This window comes from Vibrio inusitatus, assembly GCA_024346935.1.
GTDB classification, from domain to species: Bacteria; Pseudomonadota; Gammaproteobacteria; order Enterobacterales; family Vibrionaceae; genus Vibrio; species Vibrio inusitatus.
The window spans coordinates 304,454-327,531 of record AP024879.1 but is presented as its reverse complement, the minus strand read 5'-3'; the positions used below and the strand labels follow the sequence as shown (position 1 = coordinate 327,531).

Genomic DNA, 23,078 nt, shown 5'->3' with positions numbered 1-23,078 from the left:
TTAAGAGCATCATCACTATGAGCACCCCCTTCAAACGCCTCGACTTGAATCTATTGAAAGTTCTTAAAGTACTCATCGACGTGCAAAATACGCGCAAAACCTCAGAATTGTTGTTTACTAGCCAACCCTCCATCAGTCGTTCATTGCAAAAACTGCGTGTCCATTTTGACGATGAACTGTTCATTCGTTCTCAGCATGGTTTGGAGCCTACCGAAAAGTTGTTAGAGCTCAAACAAACACTCATGCCGATCTTTCAGCAACTTGAGTTTGCCCTAGAGCCTAGCGAAACCTTTGACCCAATGAAGCTTGAAGGCACTATCAACGTCGCCATCAACGGATTCATTGCTAATAGCGTATCTGCACAACTCACTCATATTCTGTTCACCAGAGCACCACAGGTGAAGGTCAATATTGTGGATTGGGGAAGTCAAACATATGAGCACCTTACTTCTGGAGAGATCGATATCGGGATCAACTATTACCCCTTAAATCTCTCGAAGCAGGTATATCAAAAGAAAGTTGCGACAGACGGGTTCATCTTGTTATGCAGAAAAGGACACCCATTGGCAAACAAATCACTTGAAAAGTATCAAGGAGAAACGCTTGCATTGGCGAGTTTGATGGTAGCAGATTGGAACGACACCGTTGCTTTCGCCCCGCAAGCCCTCGCTACCCGTGGCATACAGTCAGAGATCAAGGTCAGATCCACCTACCTGCACAGTTTACTCACTATCGTAAAAGAAAGTAATGTGCTATTCCCATGCTCACAGTTGTTGGCATCGTCCTTGTCTGATGAGTTTGCCTTAGTTGAATTTCCCAGCCTTCAAAACATGCCTAACGGAGATATTGGGCTTTCCATCAGCCGTAAACATCGCAACCAACCTAAAATCCGCTGGCTAGAATCGTGTATCGAGGAAGTATTCAAACAATAGTATGCCACACGTTTGTTCACTGATTTGATTACAAAACCTAAAAAGTAGCGACAACACCTCAAATGTTTATCAACTCCTTTAAAGAAAATTAACTAAATTTAATCTTCTCTCCATCTTGAGTTTATCTCGGTCCTTTATAGTCACTCCATATCCATAGACATGGAGTTCAGCATAGATACAAGCGCATACTGCTAATAACCATACGCTTCTATGTCTAGTGCTCCATATTCTTGCTCATTATTTCTAGCTTTACCTATTTGAGGAAACACACATGAAACTACTTAAAATCGGCGTATTTGCCAGCCTTCTCTCTGTTGTTCCATTTGTTCAAGCAGACGATCAGCAAGAAGCAACTCTAAGCTTGATGGCCATTAGTTCAGGCTCAGCTAACCTTGTAAACTTAGCCCCAGAAGTTCGCACTATTTCTACTGGCGTAATTACTGAAATACAGTTAGATGACTATAAAGACAGCATCTTTGCCTACGAATTTAAGGTCGTTGACCAAACTCAAGGCTACGAGCATGATCTAAGCTACTCCGTACAAGATGGCGCTCTCCTTAACCACAAATCAGAAAGCTTAACGACCTTTGGAGTCAGTGAGTTAGACAATGATGAGCTATTGGCTATTGAGCAAGTGAAAAAAGCTGGCTTTGATATTTTACAAAAAGTAGTAGAACTTGAAGAAAAATACTCAGCTAAGGTATTGGAAGTAGAGCTTGAAAGCGAAGGCGTTGTTTTTTATGAGGTCGAATTGGCAAGCAATGAAATAGGTAGACAAAAAATCCTGATCAATGTTGCCACAGGCGAAGAAATTCCTGTCATGAAGCACAATTAAGAAATAACAGCATCAATCACCAAGGCTACTCGTGAGTAGCCTTGGTGGTAACAACACACGCTGAGTGGTGCTAGTAAAGGTTTGGACCTTACCAGTGCTCGCTATTAATGTATTTTTGAATTACTGATGTTCGAGAAAAATCTTTAGGATGCACATAAATTCCAGTATGAAATAGCTCAGGTTCTTAAGAACCTGAGCTACTTCATTTGTAAGCCATTAATTTATGTACATTGAAACTCCAGGACCTACATCTAGACCTAACCCAGTCCAAAGCAACAAAAATGCAGTCCAAAAAACAAGGAAACCTATAGCTAAAGGAAGCATAGTTGCCATAAGTGTACCGATTCTCAAATCAGGCTTGTAACTTTGCATATAAACTAACGCTACGGAAAAGTATGGGCTCATAGGCGAGATTATGTTTGTGCTACTGTCTCCTATTCGGAACATAGCTAGCGTAAAGGCGGGATCGATGTTTAGTTGCATTAACATAGGAATGAAAATTGGAGCAAACAAAGCAAATTGAGCACTGCCACTAGTCATGAAAATATTACATATACAAGTAATTAAAATGAAACTAATGATCAATAAGTAACCATCAAACCCTACACTTTGTAAGAAACTTGCGCCTTCAAAAGCAATAAGGTTCCCGATACCAGTCCATTTAAAATAAGCAATAAATTGGCTAATAGCTAAGAACAGCACTAATGTTGTCGCCAACGTTTTAACTGATTCAGCCATTAAGGAAGGAATATCTTCAATAGTCTTAATCTTACCAACACTCTTTCCGTAGATGATCCCAATACCAAGAAAATAGAAGAACATGAAGGTAACGAGTGACTTTAAGAATGGTGATGGTATAAGACCACCATCAGCGTTTCTTAATGATGAACTCTCTGGGTAAACGAGTGCCAAAACAAGTAATAGATAACCTAAAGTAAAAAGCGCTACTCGTTTCAACCCGAGTTTTTCCGACACGCTAATCGTTATTTTAGTTGTTGGTCTCTCCTTGATCATAGATGAAATCGGATGAAGTCTATTTAACCGAGGCTCAACAATTTTATCAATAATCAATGTGCCAACGATGGCTAAAATAATGACGGAAGGTGCTACAAAGTAGTAATTATCTACCGCGCTAACATATGCTTCAGGATCTACAATTCTTGCCGCATCTGTAGCGATACCAGCAAATAACGCATCGCCTACAGTTACAAATAAACTAGCGTCAAATCCTGCACCTGCAGCTGCATAAGCGGCTGCAGCGCCAGCGAGAGGATTTCGACCGACACTATGAAATACCATTGCGACTAATGGAATAAGTATTAGATAGTTAGCGTCACTCGCGATAGATCCACAGATACCCGCGACAAAGACTAGGAATGTTAATAGGTGCTTCGGTGCTCTCGCTACAGTTTGAGTTAACAATGTAGAAAGTAAACCAACTCGTTCAGCTAAGCCAATTCCTAGCATCACAACTACAATCGTTCCCAAAGGAGGAAATGAGACGAAATTCTTAACAAAACTTGTGAATATATACTCTATACCTTCACCAGAAAGTAATGATTTAACTGGTAATGTATCCGATGTTTTTGGGTTATATGTATTTACACCAAGGAAGTTAAGCACCGCAGAAGCTAATATTACGGCAACCGCTAGATAAACAAAAAGTAAAAATGGATGAGGTAATTTATTTCCTGTTCTTTCTACCCATGATAAAAACCGACTATCCTTAATCGTTTCTGGTTTTGGTATTTCCTTTATGTTTTCCATTTTACTCTTTCCTTAAGTAATATTCAGCCAGCGCCATATAAGCGGTATTTGCCACCGGAATTATTGAATCGTTAAAATCATAGTGTGGATTATGAAGATATTTTGAATCTTCTCCGTTGCCAATGAAAAAATAACATCCTGGTCTTTCCAGCAAATAGAAACTGAAATCTTCAGCTCCCATTGTGGGCATATAATCAATTTCTAAAATGTCATTTTCATCAAATGCTACGTGAAAGGCTTCTAATAGTTCCTTAGTTTCTTTCTTGTGATTAACTAAAGCAGGAATAGCAAGTGGTATACTTAATTCATAGGTACAACCTTGTTGTTCACAAGAGCACTTTAGAGCTAACTCAATCTCACGAATCATTATTTCATTTGTTTGATGATTATCAGATCTAACACTTAAGACTAAGCTCGCTTCTGAACTAATAACGTTCTGAGCTGTACCAGCATTAAACTCAGCTACGGTGATAGCGGCTGAAGTGAGAGGTGATAGTTTGCGAGAAATAATAGTCTGAAGTTGAATGACAAACATTGAACCTGCAACAATCGGATCGCTAGCTAGATGTGGCATAGCCGCATGTCCGCCTACTCCTCTTATAATCACTTCAATGCTGGTGTTTCCTCCCATTGCTGAACCAGATTTTGCAAACACAAGACCCTCTCTAAAACCAGGCCTATTGTGAAAACCAAATATCTTATCTACGCGCGGGTTTTCGAGAACACCATCGTCAATCATTGCTTTTGCGCCAGCCCCACCTTCTTCTGCTGGTTGCATGATAATGACTATATTGCCACAGTAGTTTTCCTTATTGATGGCTAATGATTCAGCTGCACATAAAAGACTAGCTGTATGTCCATCATGGCCACAAGCATGCATTTTCCCTTCATTACATGATTTATGATCAAAGTCATTCAGCTCTGCAATTGGTAATGCATCTAAATCAGCTCTAAAGGCAATAGTAGGCCCAGGCTTATTTGAATATAGAACTGCTTTAACCCCTGTTTTCCCTATACCTGTAGTCACTTCATAACCAAGGGAAATAAGGTGCTCAGATACAAGTTTAGCAGTATCAAATTCTTCATATTTTAACTCAGGGTTTCTATGAATGGCTCGCCTTATTTCAATATACTTATTTAAATCAACCACGTTAAATCCATCTTTACACTTTGGTCACAAAACCATACATGATTGATTACAAGGTTATTTCGGCATTTTTTACATATGTGACTTGGTGCACATGTTAGTTTTCATCATAATGAAAGTCAATGTAACCAATTATTTCATCATCTACTGGAAGAGTAATTTAAGGTGTTAATTTTTCACTTAATTTTGATATAAATAAATCGTAACAAGATAATCAACCTTGTTTCAGTAGTTATGCTAACTAGTTTCTGGCATTAATATATTTCACATAAGGAACCGTTACTTTTTGTGACAATGTCAATCATTGCACTTACCAATGATTAGAAATTTAATATATCGATTGTGTTCAAGAAAGTACGCTATCAATTCTCATGATTACACGTTGAAACAACTCCTTACTTTTGAATCTATACTTTCATGCAAGCGTCATTTCACTGTCATTGGAATATCTAAAATAGAACTTCCTTGAGCCAGTAATCCTGGTGCCACTTTCCGTTTTTAAAGATACTATAATGAATTTTAAACTGACCATTCTTGCAATAGCTTGCAATAGCTTGCAGCCTACCTCTTTTGGGTTGCAAAAGTTCAAGTGATGATAACCAAATCACTGATAAACCAGCATTACCAATACTCCCAGAACAACCAGGTCCCTTGCCTCCCGAATTAAAACCTGAACTTAAACAAGGGCGTTTTTATGCCGGTGACTTTCATGTTCACACTGCTATTTCAGAAGATGCGCATACACCAGTAAACGAAGGATTACGCCGCACCTTCGAAGTCTACGATCTAGACTTTGCATTTATTTCAGACCATCTTCGTTTGACTCACCGAGACGATCAAAATATACAACACGAAACACCTCTCCCAGTATTTGATGCTATTCAGAAATACCAGTTGCAACATTTTGATCAATATCTGAAGGACGGCAAACTGCTCATTGCAGGAACCGAGTGGAATAATGATAATTTCGAACATACCAATATATGGATGTTTGATGATGCTCCGAATTCCCCCAATAGCATCAATTTTATGCGTCAGTTTGAGTTTTACGCTCAAGATTATGACGAAAGTTACTATGACCAAGAAGAAGTATTGAAATGGTTGGAAGAAGGTGAACGCTTTGATACTAGTGAGGGTGGTTTAGATGCTATCAAATGGCTGAAAACAAATATTCCACAGGGCCAAGGACTAATACAGTTTAATCATCCAAACCGCAAAGGCGATAACTACACGGTCTCAGATTACCGTGACATTCTGAATACAGCTCCTGGTTTGATGTGTGCGTATGAAGGCTTGCCTGGCAATCAGAGAACAGATTTGCGTGCTGAATATGAGTATGACAAGTATAACGGCAACATTCGAGCCTTTGTTTATGGCGGTGTAGATTACTCGGTAAATGAACTAGGAGGAGAGTGGGACGCTCTATTAGCTGAGGGACATAAGATCTATTTGACTTCAAACTCAGACTTTCATGATGCATATGCTCCGGGTGAATATAATAAAACGTTAGTATGGCTTGATGATGATCAAGAGTTTTCCATAGCTAACATTATGCAAGCGGTTTGTTCTGGAAAAACCGTCGCAATGTATGGGAATTTGATTGAAGACTTAATGTACTTTGGTGAGTCTAGCGTCGATAAACAAATGATGGGTGACACCCTATTTGTTACAAAAGGCGATGATGTAGAGTTGACGCTTCGCTTTAAGCCATCAGAGGGCAATCCTTATACAGAAGAACATAACCTTGAAGCGCCTACAGTTGACCATATTGACCTGATTGGCGGTGAAATGGTTGAACGCAGTCAGCCAGGTACACCTGAATATGAACTGGCTTTCAACCACACCACGCGTTTACATCATCGCTTCATGATGGATGAATTTACGTTAGATGATGATGGTTATTACACTCTTACGTACACTGTAAAAGACGCGACAAAAGACATGTACTTCCGAGTTCGTGGAACTAACATTGAATTAAACAGTGAACGCATGGATCGCGATGGTAACCCCAATGTGGACTTTCGCCGTGCATCCGGTCAATCGAGTGCTGATAACTACAATAGCTTATGGTTCTATTCTAGCCCTATCTACCTAAACGTAGAGTAACTTCCTGTCATTAAGAGCTACTTTAAAGAGGCTGATATTGTCGGCCTCTCTTTTCTATTGAGAAAACAATGAAATTTCTACCTCTGGTTACATTGATATTATCGTTTGCAACTCATGCAGATTTGTTAGAACTAAACTGGTTAGATCTGGTGCCTGAACATGAGCAAGAGCAAGTTCGGGAATCTGTTCGAAAACAAATGCAAATGAGCCCTCACGATGAGAGTACACAAGTCACTTTTGAACAAGCATTTCTCGGCAGTGTTAGAGAAGAGTTGAACAACACCCAAGTTAGAATTCCCGGTTTTGTGATTCCTATTGAAGGAACAAGTATGTCGGTAAAAGAATTTCTGCTCGTACCTTTTTATGGAGCTTGTATCCATATTCCACCACCACCACAGAATCAACTCATTCACGTTACTATGAATGACTTTGAAGAAATCAAAGGGATGTGGGAAGTAGTCTATGTCACAGGTAACCTAACTACACAGTCGTATGAGCATGAATTAGCATCCGTTGGGTATAGACTTAGTGGAACCTCGCTGAGTCGATAACATTACATTTGATACAAAAGATTTAAACTCGATTCATTCCAAAGCCTGAATGACAAAATACTCAGGCTTAGTTCTAGATCAAAATTTAAGTCTCAAGGTATTCACGCTTATTAAATTTAGGTTGCGTGTAGCAAGTGTCGATAGAGTTTAATTCTAAGGCCTTTGATGATCTTTCTCACACAATTAGAAACGCTACACAACATTGCATCGTATATGAGGAGCTGTTTTCCATACCTCTATATCGAACTGCTATCAGGTACGATCACCTGACTATTTTGCTATGTGCTTTGTACCTATTTCTTTATATGTTCAACTATCGTACTTCTTTGTCACTCAGTACGTATGGAGCACCGATATGGTAGGAGGAACATGAATTAGATCATTAAACTTCACTAATAATCGCATCGCTCAAAAGACCAAGCTTATAAATAAAATGGTCAAAATAACCCAAGCCTTCTGGGGTAAGCAATAATAGAAAAATTACACTATTCAAAGTGATTGTTAACCATAGTATCGCTTTAAAAGGCTGTTTTACTGACTTGTGCCTCAGTGTTTGTTGAGCAATCAATGCACCGGGCCAGCCACAAAATAGAGCAAACATATGCAATGTTAATTCTGGAGTTCGCCATTCATTATTTTCGGCAGCATTCTTGTCTAACATATATAGCATGAACGTAAAAAAGCTCATCCCGAAATAAGCAGCAACAAACAAAATATCTAGTCCAAGAATGAAGTAAGAGCTGACTAATACCGTGAGAAAAGTAATTCCAAAGATCAAAGAAAAACTAAAGCTCAGTGTTAGGACCTCTTCCAATCTCACATCTACCGCACACGCTTCGCCACGTCTGTCTTCACCAATAACGAACTCAACTTCATCATTTACATTCGGACGCCTATTGCTATTAACGGAAGATATATGAAAGAACAACCTTTGATGACTAACTGGAGATAAAATAAAGCCATAGCCTCTATCATCATTCCACTCGACTACTATTCCTTCCATTATATATCTCTAGATTCTACGTTTTATAATTAGAGTATTTTACCTAAATCGAACAGAAAAGTAATCGTGAAAGATAATATTCAAATCAAACAAATTGATACAAAAGCGATAACAGCGCATCTTTCACATGAACTTCATCTGAAACAAAAATGGAAAAAACGAGTGAGACACTTTAAAGCACTCAGGCTTTTCGGATTACATGTAGTAGTTAAAAACCAATCGTAGTCAATAACGGTTCAACATAGGCAGTTACAACTGACCAAAACTCTCAACCCGCTTCGCCATCAAAATACGGACAAAGCAACCTGCAATATAGCCCGGACGTCTTCACTAGCTTCTCCTTTCATTATCTGAGATTGAGCAAAACTGATTTGAGCATAAATGTAGGTTGCTGCAAACCGACTATCCATATGAGTCGCTTTGAACTCAACCTTCTTTTTTGCCTCATTGATCCACTGTTCAAATACCAATATTACATTTTCGTAAGTTCGATTGATTTGCTCCGCCGTGGCTTCCCCTAAATTCAATCGCAACTCCTTCATATTCGTAAAAAGGCACCCTTTAGGCATGTCAGAGTCTTGAATTTCACTTGTGCTATAGAGAGCTAAACTCCAGAGGACCTCGTTAAACGGAGCATCAGTACTTAAAAAGCCAAGCATTGGTCTTAGTACCCGACTCTCATAGCGTTCCAACACGGCACGCATCAAGCCATCCTCTCCGCCAAACTCACGATAGATACTCGGTTTTGATACGTTTGCCAATTTACACAGTTCATTTATCGATACTTGGTTGATACCGAGTTTCCAATAGCTTTGTTGTGCAATCTCTAATACATGATCGCGGTCGAACTTTTTAGGACGACCACGTGATGCTTTTTTTTCTTCATTCATATTTTAGTACCAAGTGGTATTTAATTATTGACAGCTTAATGCCTCACGAATAAGATACCAACCAGTACTTAATTACACAAGAAACTTCAAAGGCACCGACTATGGCAAAACAAATCGTCCTACTTACTGGCATCTCAGGCTTTATCGGTCTTCACATTGCAAAACAACTTTTAGATAAAGGTTTTCACGTTCGTGGCTCAATTCGTAATCTAAAAAAAGCAGAGATCATTAAAAATACGTTAGAGAAAGCATCTGCAGATATCAGTGAATTGTCATTCATTGAATTAGACCTTACTTCTGATAACGGATGGGATAGCGCCGCTGAGGGTTGTGACTATGTCATGCACGTTGCCTCTCCCTATGCAGCAGCTGAGCCAAAACATGAAGATGAAATGATAATACCAGCTGTCGATGGCTCACTCCGAGCATTGCGAGCAGCCAAAAATGCCGGAGTAAAAAGAGTGGTACTGACGAGTTCTGCTATGACGATGATGGCAACGATGAAAAGTGGCACATTCGGACCTAATGACTGGGCTGATACAAACTCCATAGACATTGGCACCTATGCAAAAAGCAAAACTCTAGCGGAACAAGCGGCATGGCAATTCATGGAAAAGCAAGATTCTGCTTTGGAGCTGGTTACTGTCAACCCCGGTGGAGTATTTGGTCCTGCATTAGGTGATGACATTACTGGGCAATCAATGACAATGATTGATCAGATGCTACGTGGCAAAATCCCAATGCTCGCCAATGTTGCTATGCCGATGATTGATGTTCGAGATGTGGCAAACATCCATGTACAAGCAATGATTCACCCTAATGCTGCAGGCCAACGTATTGTAGCTTCTCGCTCAGAGCCAACTCACCTTACAGAGATTCCAAAAATACTTAAAGAACATGGCTATAAAGGTCCAAGCACACGCATCGCTCCAAATCTATTACTGCGCTTTATGGCTCTTTTTGATAATGAAGCAAAAGGTATGGTAGGTCTACTGGGTGTAAACGTTCGTGCTGACAACAGTAAAACACTAGAGCTATTTGACTGGAGCCCTCGTCCGTTTTCAGAGGCCGTGCTAGATGCCGCAACTGCGGTGGCTCAGATTACTCAAAAATAGATAGTTGACTCCAGAATACTAGTGATGCACAAAAGTTCGGTTATTGAAAAAATCGTTTTTGTTATGGAGAACAGCAGCTTAATGAATGCTGGCAACATTTTAGTCCTAAGGGATATCCGTGGTTATGCTGATATAACAGTGATAACGCGCTAAGCATATTTTATTCCCGAGCATTTATCAGAGGCCATAACTCACAATCTAATTCTAAATCTCTAGTCGTCGATATTTATCAATATTCGAATAAAAAAAGAGCCGCTAAAGCGGCTCTTTTTTTATTCGTTATTTCCGAAGTATCTCGGAGTTACTCTTTACCGAACACGTTGTTCTCTTGCTCTTGTACGCGGATGAACGTTGTACGCTTAGTTAGCTCTTTAAGCTTTGCTGCGCCTACGTATGTACAGGTTGAGCGTACGCCACCTAGGATGTCAGAGATGGTGTTATGAACCGTGCCACGGTATGGCAATAGTACGGTTTTTCCTTCAGCTGCGCGGTATTTTGCAACACCACCAGAGTGCTTCGCCATCGCGCTTTGTGAAGACATGCCGTAGAAAATCAGACGAATGACACATTCCTTATTTATCAATAGGTTAACTGATTATGCAACAAGGAAAAAAATACGTAAGTCATTGAATAGTGATGATATGAAATGGATTAGAAGGAGCTCTGCCGACATTTTTGCCGACACTTTTTTTGGGGGACGGAAACCACCCTATTACTGGCTTAATAAGCTGTAGCTCGCCCAATCACCAAGTCTTTCAGGTAGCTTGCTCAACTTAATAAGGATACTCCTAAATACGCTCGTGCTATTAAAACGTTCAATGCGGATTAGCTAAATGGAGCTTAGATTACTCTCACTAGTAACTGCATACTCAGAAACAAGGTGTTGCATAGTGTCCATTTCAAGTTCGCAGTTTAGGAGTGAAGGCTTTTGAATCATATAGAAGTACCAAGTGCCTGTGCTCTTTATCAATAGTCTGAGCAGCTAAAAAGCAGATCTTTCAAACCATTTATATGCCTCAAACGATTTACTATTTAGCGAAGACTGCAGTGACATAGAACATGACGAATTTCGCCAATAAGGTTGATTGCGAGAAGCATACTTAACGTATTGATCGTATCCAATCAGGCAATTAGGCAATTAAAATTGCAGTTTAAAATCTACCAATAGATGCAACGATATAGAAATTTATCGGTTAGCCCTCGTGCTTTTCAAGTGCTTGAAGTAATAAAGGCTTAATCGAGGCATAAATCTGGTTTAGGTGCGACTGATAAAAATCAAAGGCCTCTTTCCAGCATTCTTCACTCATCCAGTCGAGAGTAATCGCTGAGAATTTGATTTGCAGGCTATCAGGAACAAATTCAGCTCCCTCTGGTAATAACGGCATCAACGTATTCTGCCTATCACAGAGGTACTCAAACAAGTATTGGCCAAGAGGGTCCTTTCTAAACCTCACGAATACCCCAACTACATTTGGTTTTGAACGATATGTAGTGACCCAGCTTTGGTAAGCTCTTGGCGGTAACTCAAACCACAAACTGCCCTTTGTTGAGGGTGTTGGTAATCTGACGCTTACATCATCAAGCTCGATATAGTCCAACAACTCATTCCAGTATTCATAGGTCTGACCAGCATTCTTTTCAGCACTCAACTCGCTCTGAGTACTAATGGATTCCAACTTTTCAGTAATACCTCCGCCCACTCGGTCAACAGAGATAACTCGACGTTCTGTAATTTCGGTTTTGTGCATCACTTGAGGATTCACGAGAAGCTGATTGTTTGGCATATGGAATACCTGCATCTCAAGCATCGCAAATGAAAACTCCATTGATGCATTCGCATTGAGAAAATCCTTTATTTCAAAGGCCCCTTCTCGTATCCCATCACCGACCACCAGCAATAGAAATCGACCTCTAGAAAGGTTGCGTTGCACCGCATCAATGAACGAGGCCTCTTGTAATTCATGACCTGCAGCCTCAATAGCCTCATAAAGCGACTGACCTTCATTAGCACCACGAACCTTGAAATCAAGGTCATCATAACTCCAATTCACTAAGTCTTTTGCATAATCCAATATTTGCCCGATGACCTCACGACGAGATTGAGGGTTTCGATAAAGTTTAGTCTCAGCGATCACTAATCGACCCGAAGGCGTTACATAAATGCAATCAACTCTACCTGACTTAGTGATTAGTTCCATACAAACCGGTACGGCACCGGTATAGTCAGCATCGATACTATAAAGTGGCAATAGATCGGCATTATTAAAGATCAGCTGTTGTAACCACTTCTCATCGTAGAATCCTGTCGCCTGCAACTCGACTCGCTGGAGCCTTCGAACACTATTTTCAGAGGAAACTATGATTGGCCCACTTTTCATGAAGGAACTCCATTTCTTACCAAAACTTCAACAATAGCAAAATTTAAGGTTAGCCTAGCAAAGTACTTCTTGGCACATCTTAATTCTCGCTTTACCAATTTAAATTATCGATTGGACAATCAAAAATAAAAAACACCTCAATACATAAGTTTAAGTCTTTGCTTCCTAACCACATTTAAACGAGGGATCACCGTTATACTCCCTAGATCCTGTTAATGTTAACCACACAAGGTATTGTTATCAGGTCTTAACTTTTGTCACGGATTACTATCAAAGCTTGCTGACTGTCTTAAACGTATTTAGAAGCGAAACGCACTTTGTTGCAAAGGACTGTTGCTAGGATCTCACACAGCTATACTCAATCCCAAGTCAATAACTTTAACGTTAGGAAAAATATGGACCCAATTACATGCAGAAAAATAGAGTGGCGCGGGCCTTTTAGCTGGCCTGATTATGAGAAAGAGAATGGGTTACCAGCACTTCCTCTGGAGAAAGGTGTTTATCTCCAGGCATTTGAGTATTCTGGAGGCTATTTAATTTACGCGGCAGGACTAACACGCCGTTATTTTCATACACGCTTTAAAGAACATACCAGAAGCTACTTAAACGGCGAGTACAATATTCTTGATGTTCCATCTGCTACTTCTGGAATTCGTAAGGAGCATTGGCATGGTTGGGAATATGCTCGTAATAATAGAGATGAGTTTGAAGAACTTCGATCAGCATTGACACCCAAGATCAACTACCAGCTATGCAATTTCAGAATATTTGTTGCAAACCTTGGAGCTGAACCACGAATTCATGAACGCATAGAGTCTTCAATAATGAATGTTTTATATACCCAATTACCACCTGTAGCAGAGCTTCCTGATAGAGGCATGTTCTTGTCAAAAAGAAAGCCAACAGAACAAGCAATTATTCTTGAAAATTCATGTCATTCCATACTTTGGGGGTTACCAAGACACCTTGAAATATAAAATAGGTAAGGGTTTTTGATATCATATTTAAATCACTTTTGTCATAGTGCCGATTTGATGAAAGCAAAGCCATGACCGCACTTCAAAACACGTTTGGTCCTAAATGCAGAGAGCAGGTTTCAAATACATGAATTTCTTAATCGCCATTCTCGCAATATACCTAGCCAACTCATGCATACACTCAAGCCGTTTTCGTTCTTTGATTGTGTTTGTAACTGGAATCGTTGGGGTTACTCTTCATGAATTAAGTCATTACTTAGTTGCTAAGGTACTTGGTTTCAAAGTTACACAAGTTTGCTTGTTCCGTATGCCAACAAGAGCCAACCCAACGATGGGTTACGTTATGTTTACGCGTCCTGACAGTATTATGGCTTCAGTTGGGCATGTATTGGTATCAATTGCACCTCTTATCATAGGGGGCATTTGTTTATACCTAGGAACGCAGTTGACCTATGTCAGCAGCTTGATAGCTCAATTACAAAGTGCTTCTTTGCCGGATTACCCTGAAACTCTGTATGCAATAGCCATTCACTCTTCCCTTTTCGATCTTGTTTGTCTTTTCGTTCTCGCTAGTATTACGTTATACATGCTGCCTTCTACTACGGATATTAAAGGGGCACTGGAAGGTTCTCTTTATGTCGGGCTCGCTGTTTATCTTATGATTATCCTAGGTATAACCTATACGCTTTCAGTCAGTAAACACTTATTTGACTACTTAGAGCAGCTAGGCACGCTCATGACTTTTGGCGTGATTTTATCATTGCCGATTGCAATCTTTGCGTTGTTAACTAAGAGATAATAGCTAACGCATCCCGCGAATTTTTTATGACATGAAATTAAGAAAAACTGCGGCTAGACTCGAAAACCAGGTTCTGTCAGAAGAGTTCAAATGTTCCTTGGAGAGTCGTTCATCATCAGGTGTTATATCTGCTTCCCAGACTTGGATATAGGGCGTCATAGCGCCATCCATTTGCATCCCACAAAACAAAGATTCGTACAAAGGAATAGTATCTGGAACCGGCAGAAATTTATGCAGAGGTGGTATACCGAAGGCTATTGGAGAAAAATTAAAACCTGCTCTCGATGGATACAACATAGGCCCCTCCCAAACTACATGAATACTGTCGTTCGAACGCGCAATCGTCGTTTTATCGAAATTCACATACAGCGCAAGTGGGACCCTTAGGTTTTCTTTAGCAAGAAAGTAACTATAAACATCATTATTGTTTGCGCCTCGAGCTTCTTGTGCAGTAATTCCACGAATTGTTTTAACTGAGTTCTCTTCCGTAGAATCAATCGCTTTTCGAATATAAGAAGCGCTTAGAAAAAAGTCGTCACTGCCTTTGAAACTAACAGTATGAGCATACTCTGCATCAGTTAGTGTGCATTGATTACGCCTGGCCTTATTGCTCGCAGTATAATCGACTTTTGATTGTAGCCAACTCAATAAAGCCGTTTCTATTGCCACCTCCTTGTAACCGACTGCATATCCAATAAGTGCCATTGAATAATTCAATGTATGAAGTGCATAACGCTCTAGAGGGTTGAAAATCGCTTGATTGGTTCTCAAAACATAATCAGTGCGCCCTACACACTCTTTCTCTTGTTCTGCATAATTAAATGCACCTGCTACGCGACAATTGAGGTCTTCCGCTTTTATGGAATACTCTGTCAGCATTGTCATCCAAATAACGTAAAAACACGCTACTCGAGCAAGACTAAGCCATCTTCCGCTAAGCCACTTCCCTAAAAACACAAACAGAATAATAAGGAATACCGAAAGCCACATTTCAGCACCAATAAAGGCCGGAAGTAGTAAAGTGGCAAAAACTATAGATACTATTTTGAACAGCTTTTTCAACACAACTATTTCACTTGTATAAATTCGACATCGCTCATTGCGCTGTAATCAACACGAGTTCCCAAACGTAGGTGTGCAACCTCGGTTTTGCTGTCATTAACTACTAAGGCTGTTCTCATTCGATACCCTTGCTTCAATGAAACTTCAGGCTTGAAATGCGCTACTACTTCTCGACATTCCTTGGCTGGAATAACATGGATATCTCGCTGTTCTATATTGGAATAGGCAGACTCAACATCCAGTTTGGTCAAGGACAAACGAAGGTTTAGTGCTGGATAGCTAGACCCATTACAAAGCTGGAATACTTGCCATGTACTGTCTCCGGCAACCACGGTCTTCGCACTTGGTTTTTGCTTTAGCGTCAGTTTTGGCGCGCGATATTTGGACGTTCGAATTGATAGGCTTGATTTAATATCACCTTCAAGTATTCCATCTTTCTCTTCCGCATAAAGTGCAATTGTTGCCTTTCTGCTTTGGCTTAGCAAAGAGTTGGTGACTCGATAAGTAAGCCTCTTACTCTGCCCCACTAGAAGAACAGGAATCACTTGAGTACTGTCAGAAAATACGACAGTAGATGAACTCGATTTTGCTTTTAGTGTTAATTGCTCGGCATCACTTTTACCTGTGTTGGTCACAAGTACCGTTAATACTCCTTTTTCATCAGCGTTAAGAGTACGATCGCCATCAGTATCATCAAGCCTCATTAATACCTTTAACTTAGGCGCGTTTTCCATTTTCCCTGCTAATTCTTTGCGTTTTTCTTGCTCATAAATTTCATTTTTAATTTCATTTAGATAGTAGTTGGGATTGTATTCAACGTGATTACCACTAACATTTCGAGTAAACGTGCAGCGCTTTACGCAGGTCATCCCGCTGTACTCACTTTTAGTGCCTATTTTAAGATAGGTATCCGATGATACGTATGCCTTAGCCTCATTAAAGTAATCCTGAGCACTGTATATCTGCCCACTCTCAAACGAGTCGACCCCTTTCTGATATAAAGCATACGCCTTTTCATTGTCACTATACTGAGTTGCACACCCCGCAAGGACGAACAACATCAGTATAGAAAACAGAAGCTTACATCTATTCATAAATCAATATTAGTTCAGCAATGACTTCAGTGAGAACACTTCAGTTTGCTCAGCATCAGTCAGTGGTTGCTGCTGCAGGTCTTCAATAGACTGAGCAATAACTCGCTGTTTTATATCGAGATAGTCAGCTTGAGAAATGCCGACGAGTACCCAAATCTGCCCAGACTCATCCACTGCAGATTCATATTGACGAACCCCTGTTAGCTTAGTGTCTGTCATAAGCGTGCTCGAAATCTCAACAAACTTTTTAGATACACTAACGCCAGCGCTAGTGTTGATTTGTTCACGCTCGTTAACCAAGCTAGTAATGCTGGAATCAAGCTCTTGGCTCAATTTTACTGTGGCATTAGCCACTGCTAAACGCTCTTGTGTCGATGGTTCAGCTTTCAGTGATGAAGAGCCTAAATAAAAATAGCTTGGCTGGGCTGTAGAGGTTGCTTTCTCACAGTACCAACTTGGTGCTTCTGATTTATCAGGGAACGCACAGTCTGCTTTTGCTACTTCCTCTGTCGAGCTACATGCCGTCAGTGCCGACGCAATTAAAGCTAATCCTAATATCCTTTTCATAACATCTTCCTTTATTGTGCGATGTAATACCGTGCTGTCCCTATATCCCAATCATTAAGCTGCCATTGCCTTGAAAAACGAGACAATGCTGCCTGTTGCTGAGAGAGAGTAAGAACATCTCCTACATTGGGTAAGAACGGGCCAATGGGCTGCCTATGCTCAACAAGCATAAATAACGTTGATGAGCCTTGCTCAAAGTGCCTTAAAATGTCCTTACCTTTGAACTTGTGAGATTGTGTTTTTTTATCCGTAAACAACACATCAAACTGACCATTTTCGCCCAGTTTAATCAAACTATGCATTGGGCTCATTGTGTCGATATTAATCTGGTACCTATCACTCCTTTTTCCATACCAAATCATCTTTCCATTAATACTAATGTTGGGGTTTGGGGAATCAAAAAGATCCAACAAATCCTGATCCCGTAGGGGCAATATGCGTTCTTTACTCGTCAACGAAAACGCATAGTTTTGATTTACTAGCATCCAACTAGAACCTTTAAACCACTTAGATATCGAGTCGTGAATATATTCTACGTCCGCCAACCTTTGAGACAGTGTTCGACTATCTACAGTTGCAACCACCATTTTACTATTTTGATCGCACGAATAGCTTTGAAGTAAGGGGTTTCTAAACAGAGCGTTGGAGGTTAATTCTGTCTCGCTAGTAAATTCATTTGATGAGGTCGAATCATCCAATATCATTTCTTTCACTTCGACCTGATGGTAAATGTGCAGTTCTTTTTGGTAAGCCAATCTTTCCAGAGCTTGATATTTCGCTTCGACAAATGTTGCTCCCATACCCACTTCTTTGAATACGCCAGGAGGAGCTTCAAGTGACTCTTTGTAAGCTTGTTCGCATTGAGGATTTGACGTGCTACAACCAGTAAGAAAAAGAGCGGCAATGACTAAGTGAAGTCCTACTTCATATTTTTTATAGCGCAATACTGGTTTAGATCGCAATTTGCCTCCTTGTAAAAGCTAAAACCTTGTTAAGAACAATAACGATATGTTACAAAATGTACTGTACAGATGTCCATAAAATTATGAGGTACAAGTGAACAAGTTTGTTAAAGGATTGACATTACTCACACTCTCAACAACGTCATCTATTGCTACTGCCGAAGGCATTAGAGCAAAAGGGATGGGAGAGGCTTTTCATTCATTATCCAATGATGGAACTGGATGGATATATAACCCAGCAGGCCTTGCTGGAGTTAGTACAGACGCTGTCGATTTTACGTTCGAAGGTGCAGAAACTCGAAAACGAAACGACGAAAATAATAGCATTGACGCTGGTGATCTAGAGTTTAGCTACGCGGCCGCAACACTATTTACCAAAACAGGTTTCGCTCTAGGTTTATATTACCAATCGAGCACAATTCAAACCCGCGAAAATACTCAAGACCCAGATTATTGGTACACCAACTTCAAAGACATTCAGCGTGATTTTCTTGGCTTAGGTCTAGCATTTAAATCCAACAATCATCACTTTGGATTAACCGGTGATATGGCTCAAGTCGATGCAGGTTCAACCTATGCAATTACCGATGACTATGAGTTTGGTGGTACTTTTGGATACAAATGGTCTACTCAAGATATGGTTTCCTTAACCTCTCATTCTGCCTTAGGGTATCAGTTCAACTTTGGTGCTAGTTATCAAACAGAAATTAGCTATAAATCAAGCTCCTTCAACGGGGGACGCGAGATTATAGTAAGACCAAGCAAAACCGCCTTAGCGGGTAGTCTTGGACTCACAACGTTCTTTGGTGATGTAGGGACTATGCTAACGGGCAGCTACGATTATGTAGATTCATCTCATTTTTTACTAAGCAGCTCTGAAAATGTGGTTGAGAATCGCTTTGGTGGCGAGTTGGCGATATTTGGAGCCGATACTGAAGACGGAATTCAGTTAACACTACGGGCTGGTTTACGACAATTTGATGACGAGATTTTCAATGACGTCACATCATTTGGCATTGGTTTAAGCTATGGCCGTCATACGTTAGATGTAGCCTCTTGGGAGGAGCCATTATTTGACTCTTCAGATGATCGAATTGGGCTTTCTTACAGCTACTTGTGGGATAAATAAAGTATGGCTATCAGCCGGTTAATCACCAAAAAAGTTGGATTTCAATTAAGTGCCTCGCTGGTAGCGCTTTTGCCTTTACTAAGTAGTGCATCTTATCAAGATGCCCAAGCTACTATTAAAGAGCAATTTCAAACACAATCTACTGCCAATCAAAAACATTATCAGCAACAGGTCGCTAAATCGAAAGCCCACTGGGCTGACACTAGAACGGACAAGCTTAGATACGCCACTTATTTTTCAGCTGACTTGCAAACTCGAACCACAGAGGATTATGAAAACAAAACCCTCGTCATCGAGACTATTGACGATTCATCAATAGCCAAACAATCACATCAAAAGCAAGTGAAAAAGCAAATCGACGATATCGTCGAAGCACAACATTCAAACAGTGTTACCACGGAAGTTGTTTCTCGCAAGGGAGAGCGAATCCTCACAACACGCATTACCCCTCAAAAACAATACTGGGATAACAAGGCTCTCGTATATTTAGATGATATAAAAATGTCGGCGAAACAGTGGCAAGTGCCCCCTTCTCTTATTCTCGCTATCATCTACAACGAAAGCCGCTTTAATCCAAATGCAGTATCAAAAGCGCCCGCCTATGGTCTGATGCAAATCATGGAGAAAAGCGCAGCGGCTGACGTCTCTAACTTCTTTTTAGATGGGCAAAAAATATCGAATGAGTCACTGATGAACCCAACATTAAATATACAAGTTGGTTCAGCATATCTTCATATTCTGACAGAAAAGTACTTGAAAGATATTGAATTGGAACACTCTAGGCTGCTCATATCCATTGCAGCCTATAATGCTGGTATTGGTGCTGTCGCAAAACACTTCACTAAGACCAACTCGATTAAATCTCTAGTTGATACGGTAAACAATAAACAATTCAACGATATTTATGAGTCGTTAACCAACCGCTTCCCTTATGCTGAAACACGGCACTACGTCCTCGCTGTTGTCGATAAAGAACATGAGTATCGCGAGTTGCTCAAACAATAGAACCTATCGAATTAAACACTCGCGTATTGATAATATCTTGAGGCTATAGCTCCCTCATGGAAACGACTTGGCCCCAGCCTAAAAGTTGCTCTGCTTGCTGCCTAGCATCACTTTCCGTGTAAGCGGATACTGTCACAGTCTTGCCTTCAATATCCGTCGCAATGTATGTCTTGATCATAGTCATCTCAGTATAAAACACGTAAATTGACGGTAAGAGCTGTTGCTCTTACCGTCTGTAAAGCTAGATACTCTCTAGCTGCTTAAAAGATTCGAGTAGCACTTTTACTCGAGTAGAGAATTCAAAGCCCTGGCTATCGGCCAATTCAAGTAAGAAGGACGCACAATATTGCGCTTCATCTACTTTCTCGTTTGGTGTTTCAATATCAAAGCCATTAGCAATGAGGAACGACAGCAATAACACAGCTTTAGTAGGCATTGCTTTTGCGTGCCTTCTATCTAGATATTGATCGATTTGCGTCAATTGTTCTATATAGTCAAGCACCAAACGTTCTGAATCGATACCGCATTGAAACACTTCCGAGGTTGGGTCATCATAAAAATCTAGACAAGTTTCCTCACTGCAAGGCATTGGAGAGTTTAGCGCTGACATTCGGTTAAATGACATACTCATCTGCGGTGATGGAGCGAAACTTTTTCGCTTCTCCATTTGTGGTGCTTGCTTCAAATCTGGCATGCCATCTGCATTATCAACACTTTCTGTGCTGACCATTACATAGCTTGTAAACTTACTCACAATGCCTTGCGAAACGGCGTACTGCGTCGCTTCTAACTCCGACAATGAATGAATATAACTATTGGCGACCAACTGCTTAACAGGTTGCTTTGTCCCACTTGAAGCTGTTGTAACAGCAATACTTTGGGATTGTTCACCAATATCGATACTCACAGCTTGCGGATGCGCTAGGCTTCTTGCAAAAAATGGTACCATTTGACGACCGTAGATAAAGCTAGGGTGTTTAACAAATGCCGACTGTTCTCCCTTAAGAGTCATCGCCACGGCCATTCCGCCGAACTGACTTTTTGCCATCACATCACATATCGCATTCGCCATATTCTCGTGAGGGTTAACCAAACTTAAAGTACCATTGGTACGCTCTGACAACCTGTTCAAGATACTCTCAGAGATAGCGTAACCTACGCCAATGCAAAATATACGAACACCCAGCTTTTCAGATTGTTCTACCAAACGCCCAAAATCATCTTCATCTTCATCTTCATCTTCCCAGATCTGACCATCGGTCACTAAGATGATATCTGTTTCAACGCCTGATTTTGATACTTGATCCAGTGCCGTCTCAAGTGCTCCATAAATGTTGGTTCCCCCCATGTCAGCGCGCAATTGGCTCACACATTTCGAAACAGTCTCTTTGTCGGCACCCGAGAACTCTCTTGGCTCTAAAAACAAGCTCTGATGACTAGACCCGTACTTAATGACGTTGATCTTTCGCGTCATAGATACGTCAAGTAGCGTCTCTTCAAGCCCCCCTTTAAGTTGGTTCATTGAAACACCGCCCATTGAACCTGAACAATCCAGCAGCAGTTGTACTGCTCGTTCATTACGGTGGGTATGAGAACTCACGTTTGTTGCCACGCACCCCATGACAGAGTACCCACCATCATGCTCAACACTAATGGCGTGACTCTTAAGCTCGCTTGCATCGAAGGTAAAGCTAATATCTTGGTCTAGATGCCCAAAGAAGAAGCCTTGCTCTGCCTGTATATCTAAATTGTGAGAGCCAGCAGTAAGTGTTGTGCCAGCTGGGATATTAATTTGCCCTTCAAAGGCATATTCCACCAAAGCATTTGTTATCGGTTGGTGCTCTAATCGGAGTCTGCTTTTACCATATTTAGGAGCAATAACCGTTGGTAAGAAGTACTTAGCCTGACCATTATCAAACGTCATCATTTGATGGATGCACAGTTCAATTTCTGCTGTTTCCTCTACATCAAGGTTACCTAAATTGACTTCATATAACCCGTCACCAAGATCAGAAATTAAAACACTACGCTTGCCTTCTGATACACCTTTTTCGTAGGTTTGCTCTGCTCTATGTTTGGCTGATACCTGGCCTTCGTATCTCACACCCGCGATGATCACTGACACATCACCTAGCACAGCATTGCGAGGAACCGGGAATTGATAAACAGCTTCAATGACACTATCACTGGCATTAATGAAAACTTGCGTTAAGCGAGTCGAGGCGCACGGAAGATTTACATCGATAGCAATCGATGCTCCTTGCAATGGAGATGATGTCACTGAATTCATTATCTATTTCCCAATTGTTCAATAATAGTATTGGCCAAGCTTCGTATATCACTAGCTGACAGCTTTGCAATGTCGGTATCAATAGTAAGTTCGACACCCTCTGCAAGATGTATGCAAGTTTTCATCGACACCTCGCCCACAGCCTTCGGTGGTGTGGGTATTTCTGCTGGTGGTTCACTTAGTGCCTGTGCTACTTTTTCGAGGGACAAGCCTGCTGCTGTCCATTTCTTAATTTTTAAGCACTGAGCAATATGCTCATCGGAGTATCGAGCTCCTTTCCGCTCACCTATCGGTCTATCAACTAGCCCTTTTTGGATGTAGAACCTTATGGTCCTGACTGGCAGTTCCGTTAAGTCGGACAACTGCTGAATTGTATATTCTTTCATAGTGCCACCTTTATTTGACACAAGGAGTGTATTACAAAGACACTACCGGTGTCAAATAACTGGTTTTCTACTGTTTAATAACC

21 protein-coding genes and 1 pseudogene are annotated in these 23,078 nt (G+C 40.7%); 9 read left to right on the top strand and 13 right to left on the bottom strand.

Annotation, left to right across the window (positions count from 1 at the left end):
- Window positions 1–17 precede the first annotated feature (17 nt).
- Both OCU48_RS14615 and OCU48_RS14610 read left to right on the top strand, forming a co-directional pair.
- Complete coding sequence (locus OCU48_RS14615; protein ID WP_141345855.1) at window positions 18–932, top strand: LysR family transcriptional regulator; 915 nt, start codon at window positions 18–20, stop codon at window positions 930–932.
- 271 nt (window positions 933–1,203) lie between these two features.
- The gene (locus OCU48_RS14610; protein ID WP_141345853.1) at window positions 1,204–1,767 is read left to right on the top strand and encodes a hypothetical protein; all 564 of its coding nucleotides are present in this window, start codon (window positions 1,204–1,206) and stop codon (window positions 1,765–1,767) included.
- 216 nt (window positions 1,768–1,983) lie between these two features.
- Here the strand turns inward: OCU48_RS14610 and OCU48_RS14605 are convergent, their stop codons facing one another.
- Both OCU48_RS14605 and OCU48_RS14600 read right to left on the bottom strand, forming a co-directional pair.
- On the bottom strand, window positions 1,984–3,534 hold the full coding sequence (locus OCU48_RS14605; protein WP_141345852.1) for an AbgT family transporter: 1,551 nt from the start codon (window positions 3,532–3,534) through the stop codon (window positions 1,984–1,986).
- 1 nt (window position 3,535) lies between these two features.
- Complete coding sequence (locus OCU48_RS14600; RefSeq protein WP_141345850.1) at window positions 3,536–4,684, bottom strand: M20 metallopeptidase family protein; 1,149 nt, start codon at window positions 4,682–4,684, stop codon at window positions 3,536–3,538.
- Between the two features lie 567 nt (window positions 4,685–5,251).
- On the opposite strand from OCU48_RS14600, the gene OCU48_RS14595 reads away from it, so the two are divergent.
- Complete coding sequence (locus OCU48_RS14595; RefSeq protein ID WP_141345848.1) at window positions 5,252–6,787, top strand: CehA/McbA family metallohydrolase domain-containing protein; 1,536 nt, start codon at window positions 5,252–5,254, stop codon at window positions 6,785–6,787.
- Between the two features lie 68 nt (window positions 6,788–6,855).
- Window positions 6,856–7,338 carry a DUF3299 domain-containing protein gene (locus OCU48_RS14590; protein WP_141345846.1) on the top strand — a complete coding sequence of 161 codons (483 nt, stop codon included), beginning with the start codon at window positions 6,856–6,858 and terminating at the stop codon, window positions 7,336–7,338.
- Between the two features lie 382 nt (window positions 7,339–7,720).
- Here OCU48_RS14590 and OCU48_RS14585 read toward each other — a convergent pair whose 3' ends face one another.
- Complete coding sequence (locus OCU48_RS14585; RefSeq protein WP_141345844.1) at window positions 7,721–8,341, bottom strand: cold shock and DUF1294 domain-containing protein; 621 nt, start codon at window positions 8,339–8,341, stop codon at window positions 7,721–7,723.
- Window positions 8,342–8,625: 284 nt separating this feature from the next.
- Window positions 8,626–9,231, bottom strand: coding sequence for a TetR/AcrR family transcriptional regulator (locus OCU48_RS14580; RefSeq protein WP_141345842.1), 606 nt, complete (start codon window positions 9,229–9,231; stop codon window positions 8,626–8,628).
- Between the two features lie 101 nt (window positions 9,232–9,332).
- Here OCU48_RS14580 and OCU48_RS14575 point away from each other — a divergent pair, with 101 nt between their 5' ends.
- Entirely contained in the window at window positions 9,333–10,346 is a 1,014-nt protein-coding gene (locus OCU48_RS14575; protein WP_141345841.1) for an NAD-dependent epimerase/dehydratase family protein, read from the top strand.
- 301 nt (window positions 10,347–10,647) lie between these two features.
- Here the strand turns inward: OCU48_RS14575 and OCU48_RS14570 are convergent.
- Together OCU48_RS14570 and OCU48_RS14565 are read right to left on the bottom strand one after the other, a co-directional pair.
- Window positions 10,648–10,896: pseudogene (locus tag OCU48_RS14570) on the bottom strand (IMP dehydrogenase); the annotation flags it as partial.
- A gap of 643 nt (window positions 10,897–11,539) precedes the next feature.
- A complete protein-coding gene (locus OCU48_RS14565; protein ID WP_141345839.1) occupies window positions 11,540–12,724 on the bottom strand; it encodes a hypothetical protein in 1,185 nt (394 codons plus the stop codon).
- 395 nt (window positions 12,725–13,119) lie between these two features.
- On the opposite strand from OCU48_RS14565, the gene OCU48_RS14560 reads away from it, so the two are divergent.
- The gene (locus OCU48_RS14560; protein WP_141345837.1) at window positions 13,120–13,701 is read left to right on the top strand and encodes a hypothetical protein; all 582 of its coding nucleotides are present in this window, start codon (window positions 13,120–13,122) and stop codon (window positions 13,699–13,701) included.
- Between the two features lie 127 nt (window positions 13,702–13,828).
- Window positions 13,829–14,500, top strand: a complete 672-nt coding sequence (locus OCU48_RS14555; RefSeq protein ID WP_167496191.1) for a metalloprotease family protein — start codon at window positions 13,829–13,831, stop codon at window positions 14,498–14,500.
- Between the two features lie 24 nt (window positions 14,501–14,524).
- On the opposite strand, the gene OCU48_RS14550 is transcribed toward OCU48_RS14555, so the two are convergent.
- From OCU48_RS14550 to OCU48_RS14535, 4 genes are all read right to left on the bottom strand, one after another.
- Entirely contained in the window at window positions 14,525–15,490 is a 966-nt protein-coding gene (locus OCU48_RS14550; protein ID WP_337983910.1) for a hypothetical protein, read from the bottom strand.
- 77 nt (window positions 15,491–15,567) lie between these two features.
- A complete protein-coding gene (locus tag OCU48_RS14545) occupies window positions 15,568–16,656 on the bottom strand; it encodes an outer membrane protein assembly factor BamD (protein WP_141345832.1) in 1,089 nt (362 codons plus the stop codon).
- 9 nt (window positions 16,657–16,665) lie between these two features.
- Entirely contained in the window at window positions 16,666–17,223 is a 558-nt protein-coding gene (locus OCU48_RS14540) for a hypothetical protein (protein ID WP_141345830.1), read from the bottom strand.
- A gap of 11 nt (window positions 17,224–17,234) precedes the next feature.
- Window positions 17,235–18,185 carry a hypothetical protein gene (locus tag OCU48_RS14535; protein ID WP_141345828.1) on the bottom strand — a complete coding sequence of 317 codons (951 nt, stop codon included), beginning with the start codon at window positions 18,183–18,185 and terminating at the stop codon, window positions 17,235–17,237.
- Between the two features lie 94 nt (window positions 18,186–18,279).
- Between OCU48_RS14535 and OCU48_RS14530 the strand changes: the two genes are divergently transcribed.
- A complete protein-coding gene (locus tag OCU48_RS14530) occupies window positions 18,280–19,314 on the top strand; it encodes a PorV/PorQ family protein (RefSeq protein ID WP_141345827.1) in 1,035 nt (344 codons plus the stop codon).
- A gap of 3 nt (window positions 19,315–19,317) precedes the next feature.
- Window positions 19,318–20,319, top strand: a complete 1,002-nt coding sequence (locus tag OCU48_RS14525; RefSeq protein ID WP_141345825.1) for a transglycosylase SLT domain-containing protein — start codon at window positions 19,318–19,320, stop codon at window positions 20,317–20,319.
- Window positions 20,320–20,362: 43 nt separating this feature from the next.
- On the opposite strand, the gene OCU48_RS14520 is transcribed toward OCU48_RS14525, so the two are convergent.
- The 3 genes from OCU48_RS14520 to OCU48_RS14510 all read right to left on the bottom strand — a co-directional run bounded on the left by OCU48_RS14520 (window position 20,363) and on the right by OCU48_RS14510 (window position 22,995).
- Window positions 20,363–20,497: a hypothetical protein gene (locus OCU48_RS14520; protein WP_280176876.1), complete on the bottom strand. Its 135-nt coding sequence runs from the start codon at window positions 20,495–20,497 to the stop codon at window positions 20,363–20,365.
- 63 nt (window positions 20,498–20,560) lie between these two features.
- Window positions 20,561–22,609: a VIT and vWA domain-containing protein gene (locus OCU48_RS14515; RefSeq protein ID WP_141345823.1), complete on the bottom strand. Its 2,049-nt coding sequence runs from the start codon at window positions 22,607–22,609 to the stop codon at window positions 20,561–20,563.
- Window positions 22,609–22,995, bottom strand: a complete 387-nt coding sequence (locus OCU48_RS14510; protein WP_141345822.1) for a helix-turn-helix domain-containing protein — start codon at window positions 22,993–22,995, stop codon at window positions 22,609–22,611. The genes OCU48_RS14515 and OCU48_RS14510 overlap by 1 nt, the downstream gene beginning before the upstream one ends.
- Window positions 22,996–23,078: the final 83 nt, after the last annotated feature.

What these genes read in the sequence shown, in the direction of transcription:
- OCU48_RS14615 (WP_141345855.1), top strand. Translation starts at nt 18, where the DNA reads ATGAGCACCCCCTTCAAACGCCTCGACTTGAATCTATTGAAAGTTCTT.
- OCU48_RS14610 (WP_141345853.1), top strand. Translation starts at nt 1,204, where the DNA reads ATGAAACTACTTAAAATCGGCGTATTTGCCAGCCTTCTCTCTGTTGTT.
- OCU48_RS14605 (WP_141345852.1), bottom strand. Translation starts at nt 3,534, where the DNA reads ATGGAAAACATAAAGGAAATACCAAAACCAGAAACGATTAAGGATAGT.
- OCU48_RS14590 (WP_141345846.1), top strand. Translation starts at nt 6,856, where the DNA reads ATGAAATTTCTACCTCTGGTTACATTGATATTATCGTTTGCAACTCAT.
- OCU48_RS14585 (WP_141345844.1), bottom strand. Translation starts at nt 8,341, where the DNA reads ATGGAAGGAATAGTAGTCGAGTGGAATGATGATAGAGGCTATGGCTTT.
- OCU48_RS14580 (WP_141345842.1), bottom strand. Translation starts at nt 9,231, where the DNA reads ATGAATGAAGAAAAAAAAGCATCACGTGGTCGTCCTAAAAAGTTCGAC.
- OCU48_RS14575 (WP_141345841.1), top strand. Translation starts at nt 9,333, where the DNA reads ATGGCAAAACAAATCGTCCTACTTACTGGCATCTCAGGCTTTATCGGT.
- OCU48_RS14565 (WP_141345839.1), bottom strand. Translation starts at nt 12,724, where the DNA reads ATGAAAAGTGGGCCAATCATAGTTTCCTCTGAAAATAGTGTTCGAAGG.
- OCU48_RS14560 (WP_141345837.1), top strand. Translation starts at nt 13,120, where the DNA reads ATGGACCCAATTACATGCAGAAAAATAGAGTGGCGCGGGCCTTTTAGC.
- OCU48_RS14555 (WP_167496191.1), top strand. Translation starts at nt 13,829, where the DNA reads ATGAATTTCTTAATCGCCATTCTCGCAATATACCTAGCCAACTCATGC.
- OCU48_RS14550 (WP_337983910.1), bottom strand. Translation starts at nt 15,490, where the DNA reads ATGTGGCTTTCGGTATTCCTTATTATTCTGTTTGTGTTTTTAGGGAAG.
- OCU48_RS14545 (WP_141345832.1), bottom strand. Translation starts at nt 16,656, where the DNA reads ATGAATAGATGTAAGCTTCTGTTTTCTATACTGATGTTGTTCGTCCTT.
- OCU48_RS14540 (WP_141345830.1), bottom strand. Translation starts at nt 17,223, where the DNA reads ATGAAAAGGATATTAGGATTAGCTTTAATTGCGTCGGCACTGACGGCA.
- OCU48_RS14525 (WP_141345825.1), top strand. Translation starts at nt 19,318, where the DNA reads ATGGCTATCAGCCGGTTAATCACCAAAAAAGTTGGATTTCAATTAAGT.
- OCU48_RS14520 (WP_280176876.1), bottom strand. Translation starts at nt 20,497, where the DNA reads ATGATCAAGACATACATTGCGACGGATATTGAAGGCAAGACTGTGACA.
- OCU48_RS14515 (WP_141345823.1), bottom strand. Translation starts at nt 22,609, where the DNA reads ATGAATTCAGTGACATCATCTCCATTGCAAGGAGCATCGATTGCTATC.
- OCU48_RS14510 (WP_141345822.1), bottom strand. Translation starts at nt 22,995, where the DNA reads ATGAAAGAATATACAATTCAGCAGTTGTCCGACTTAACGGAACTGCCA.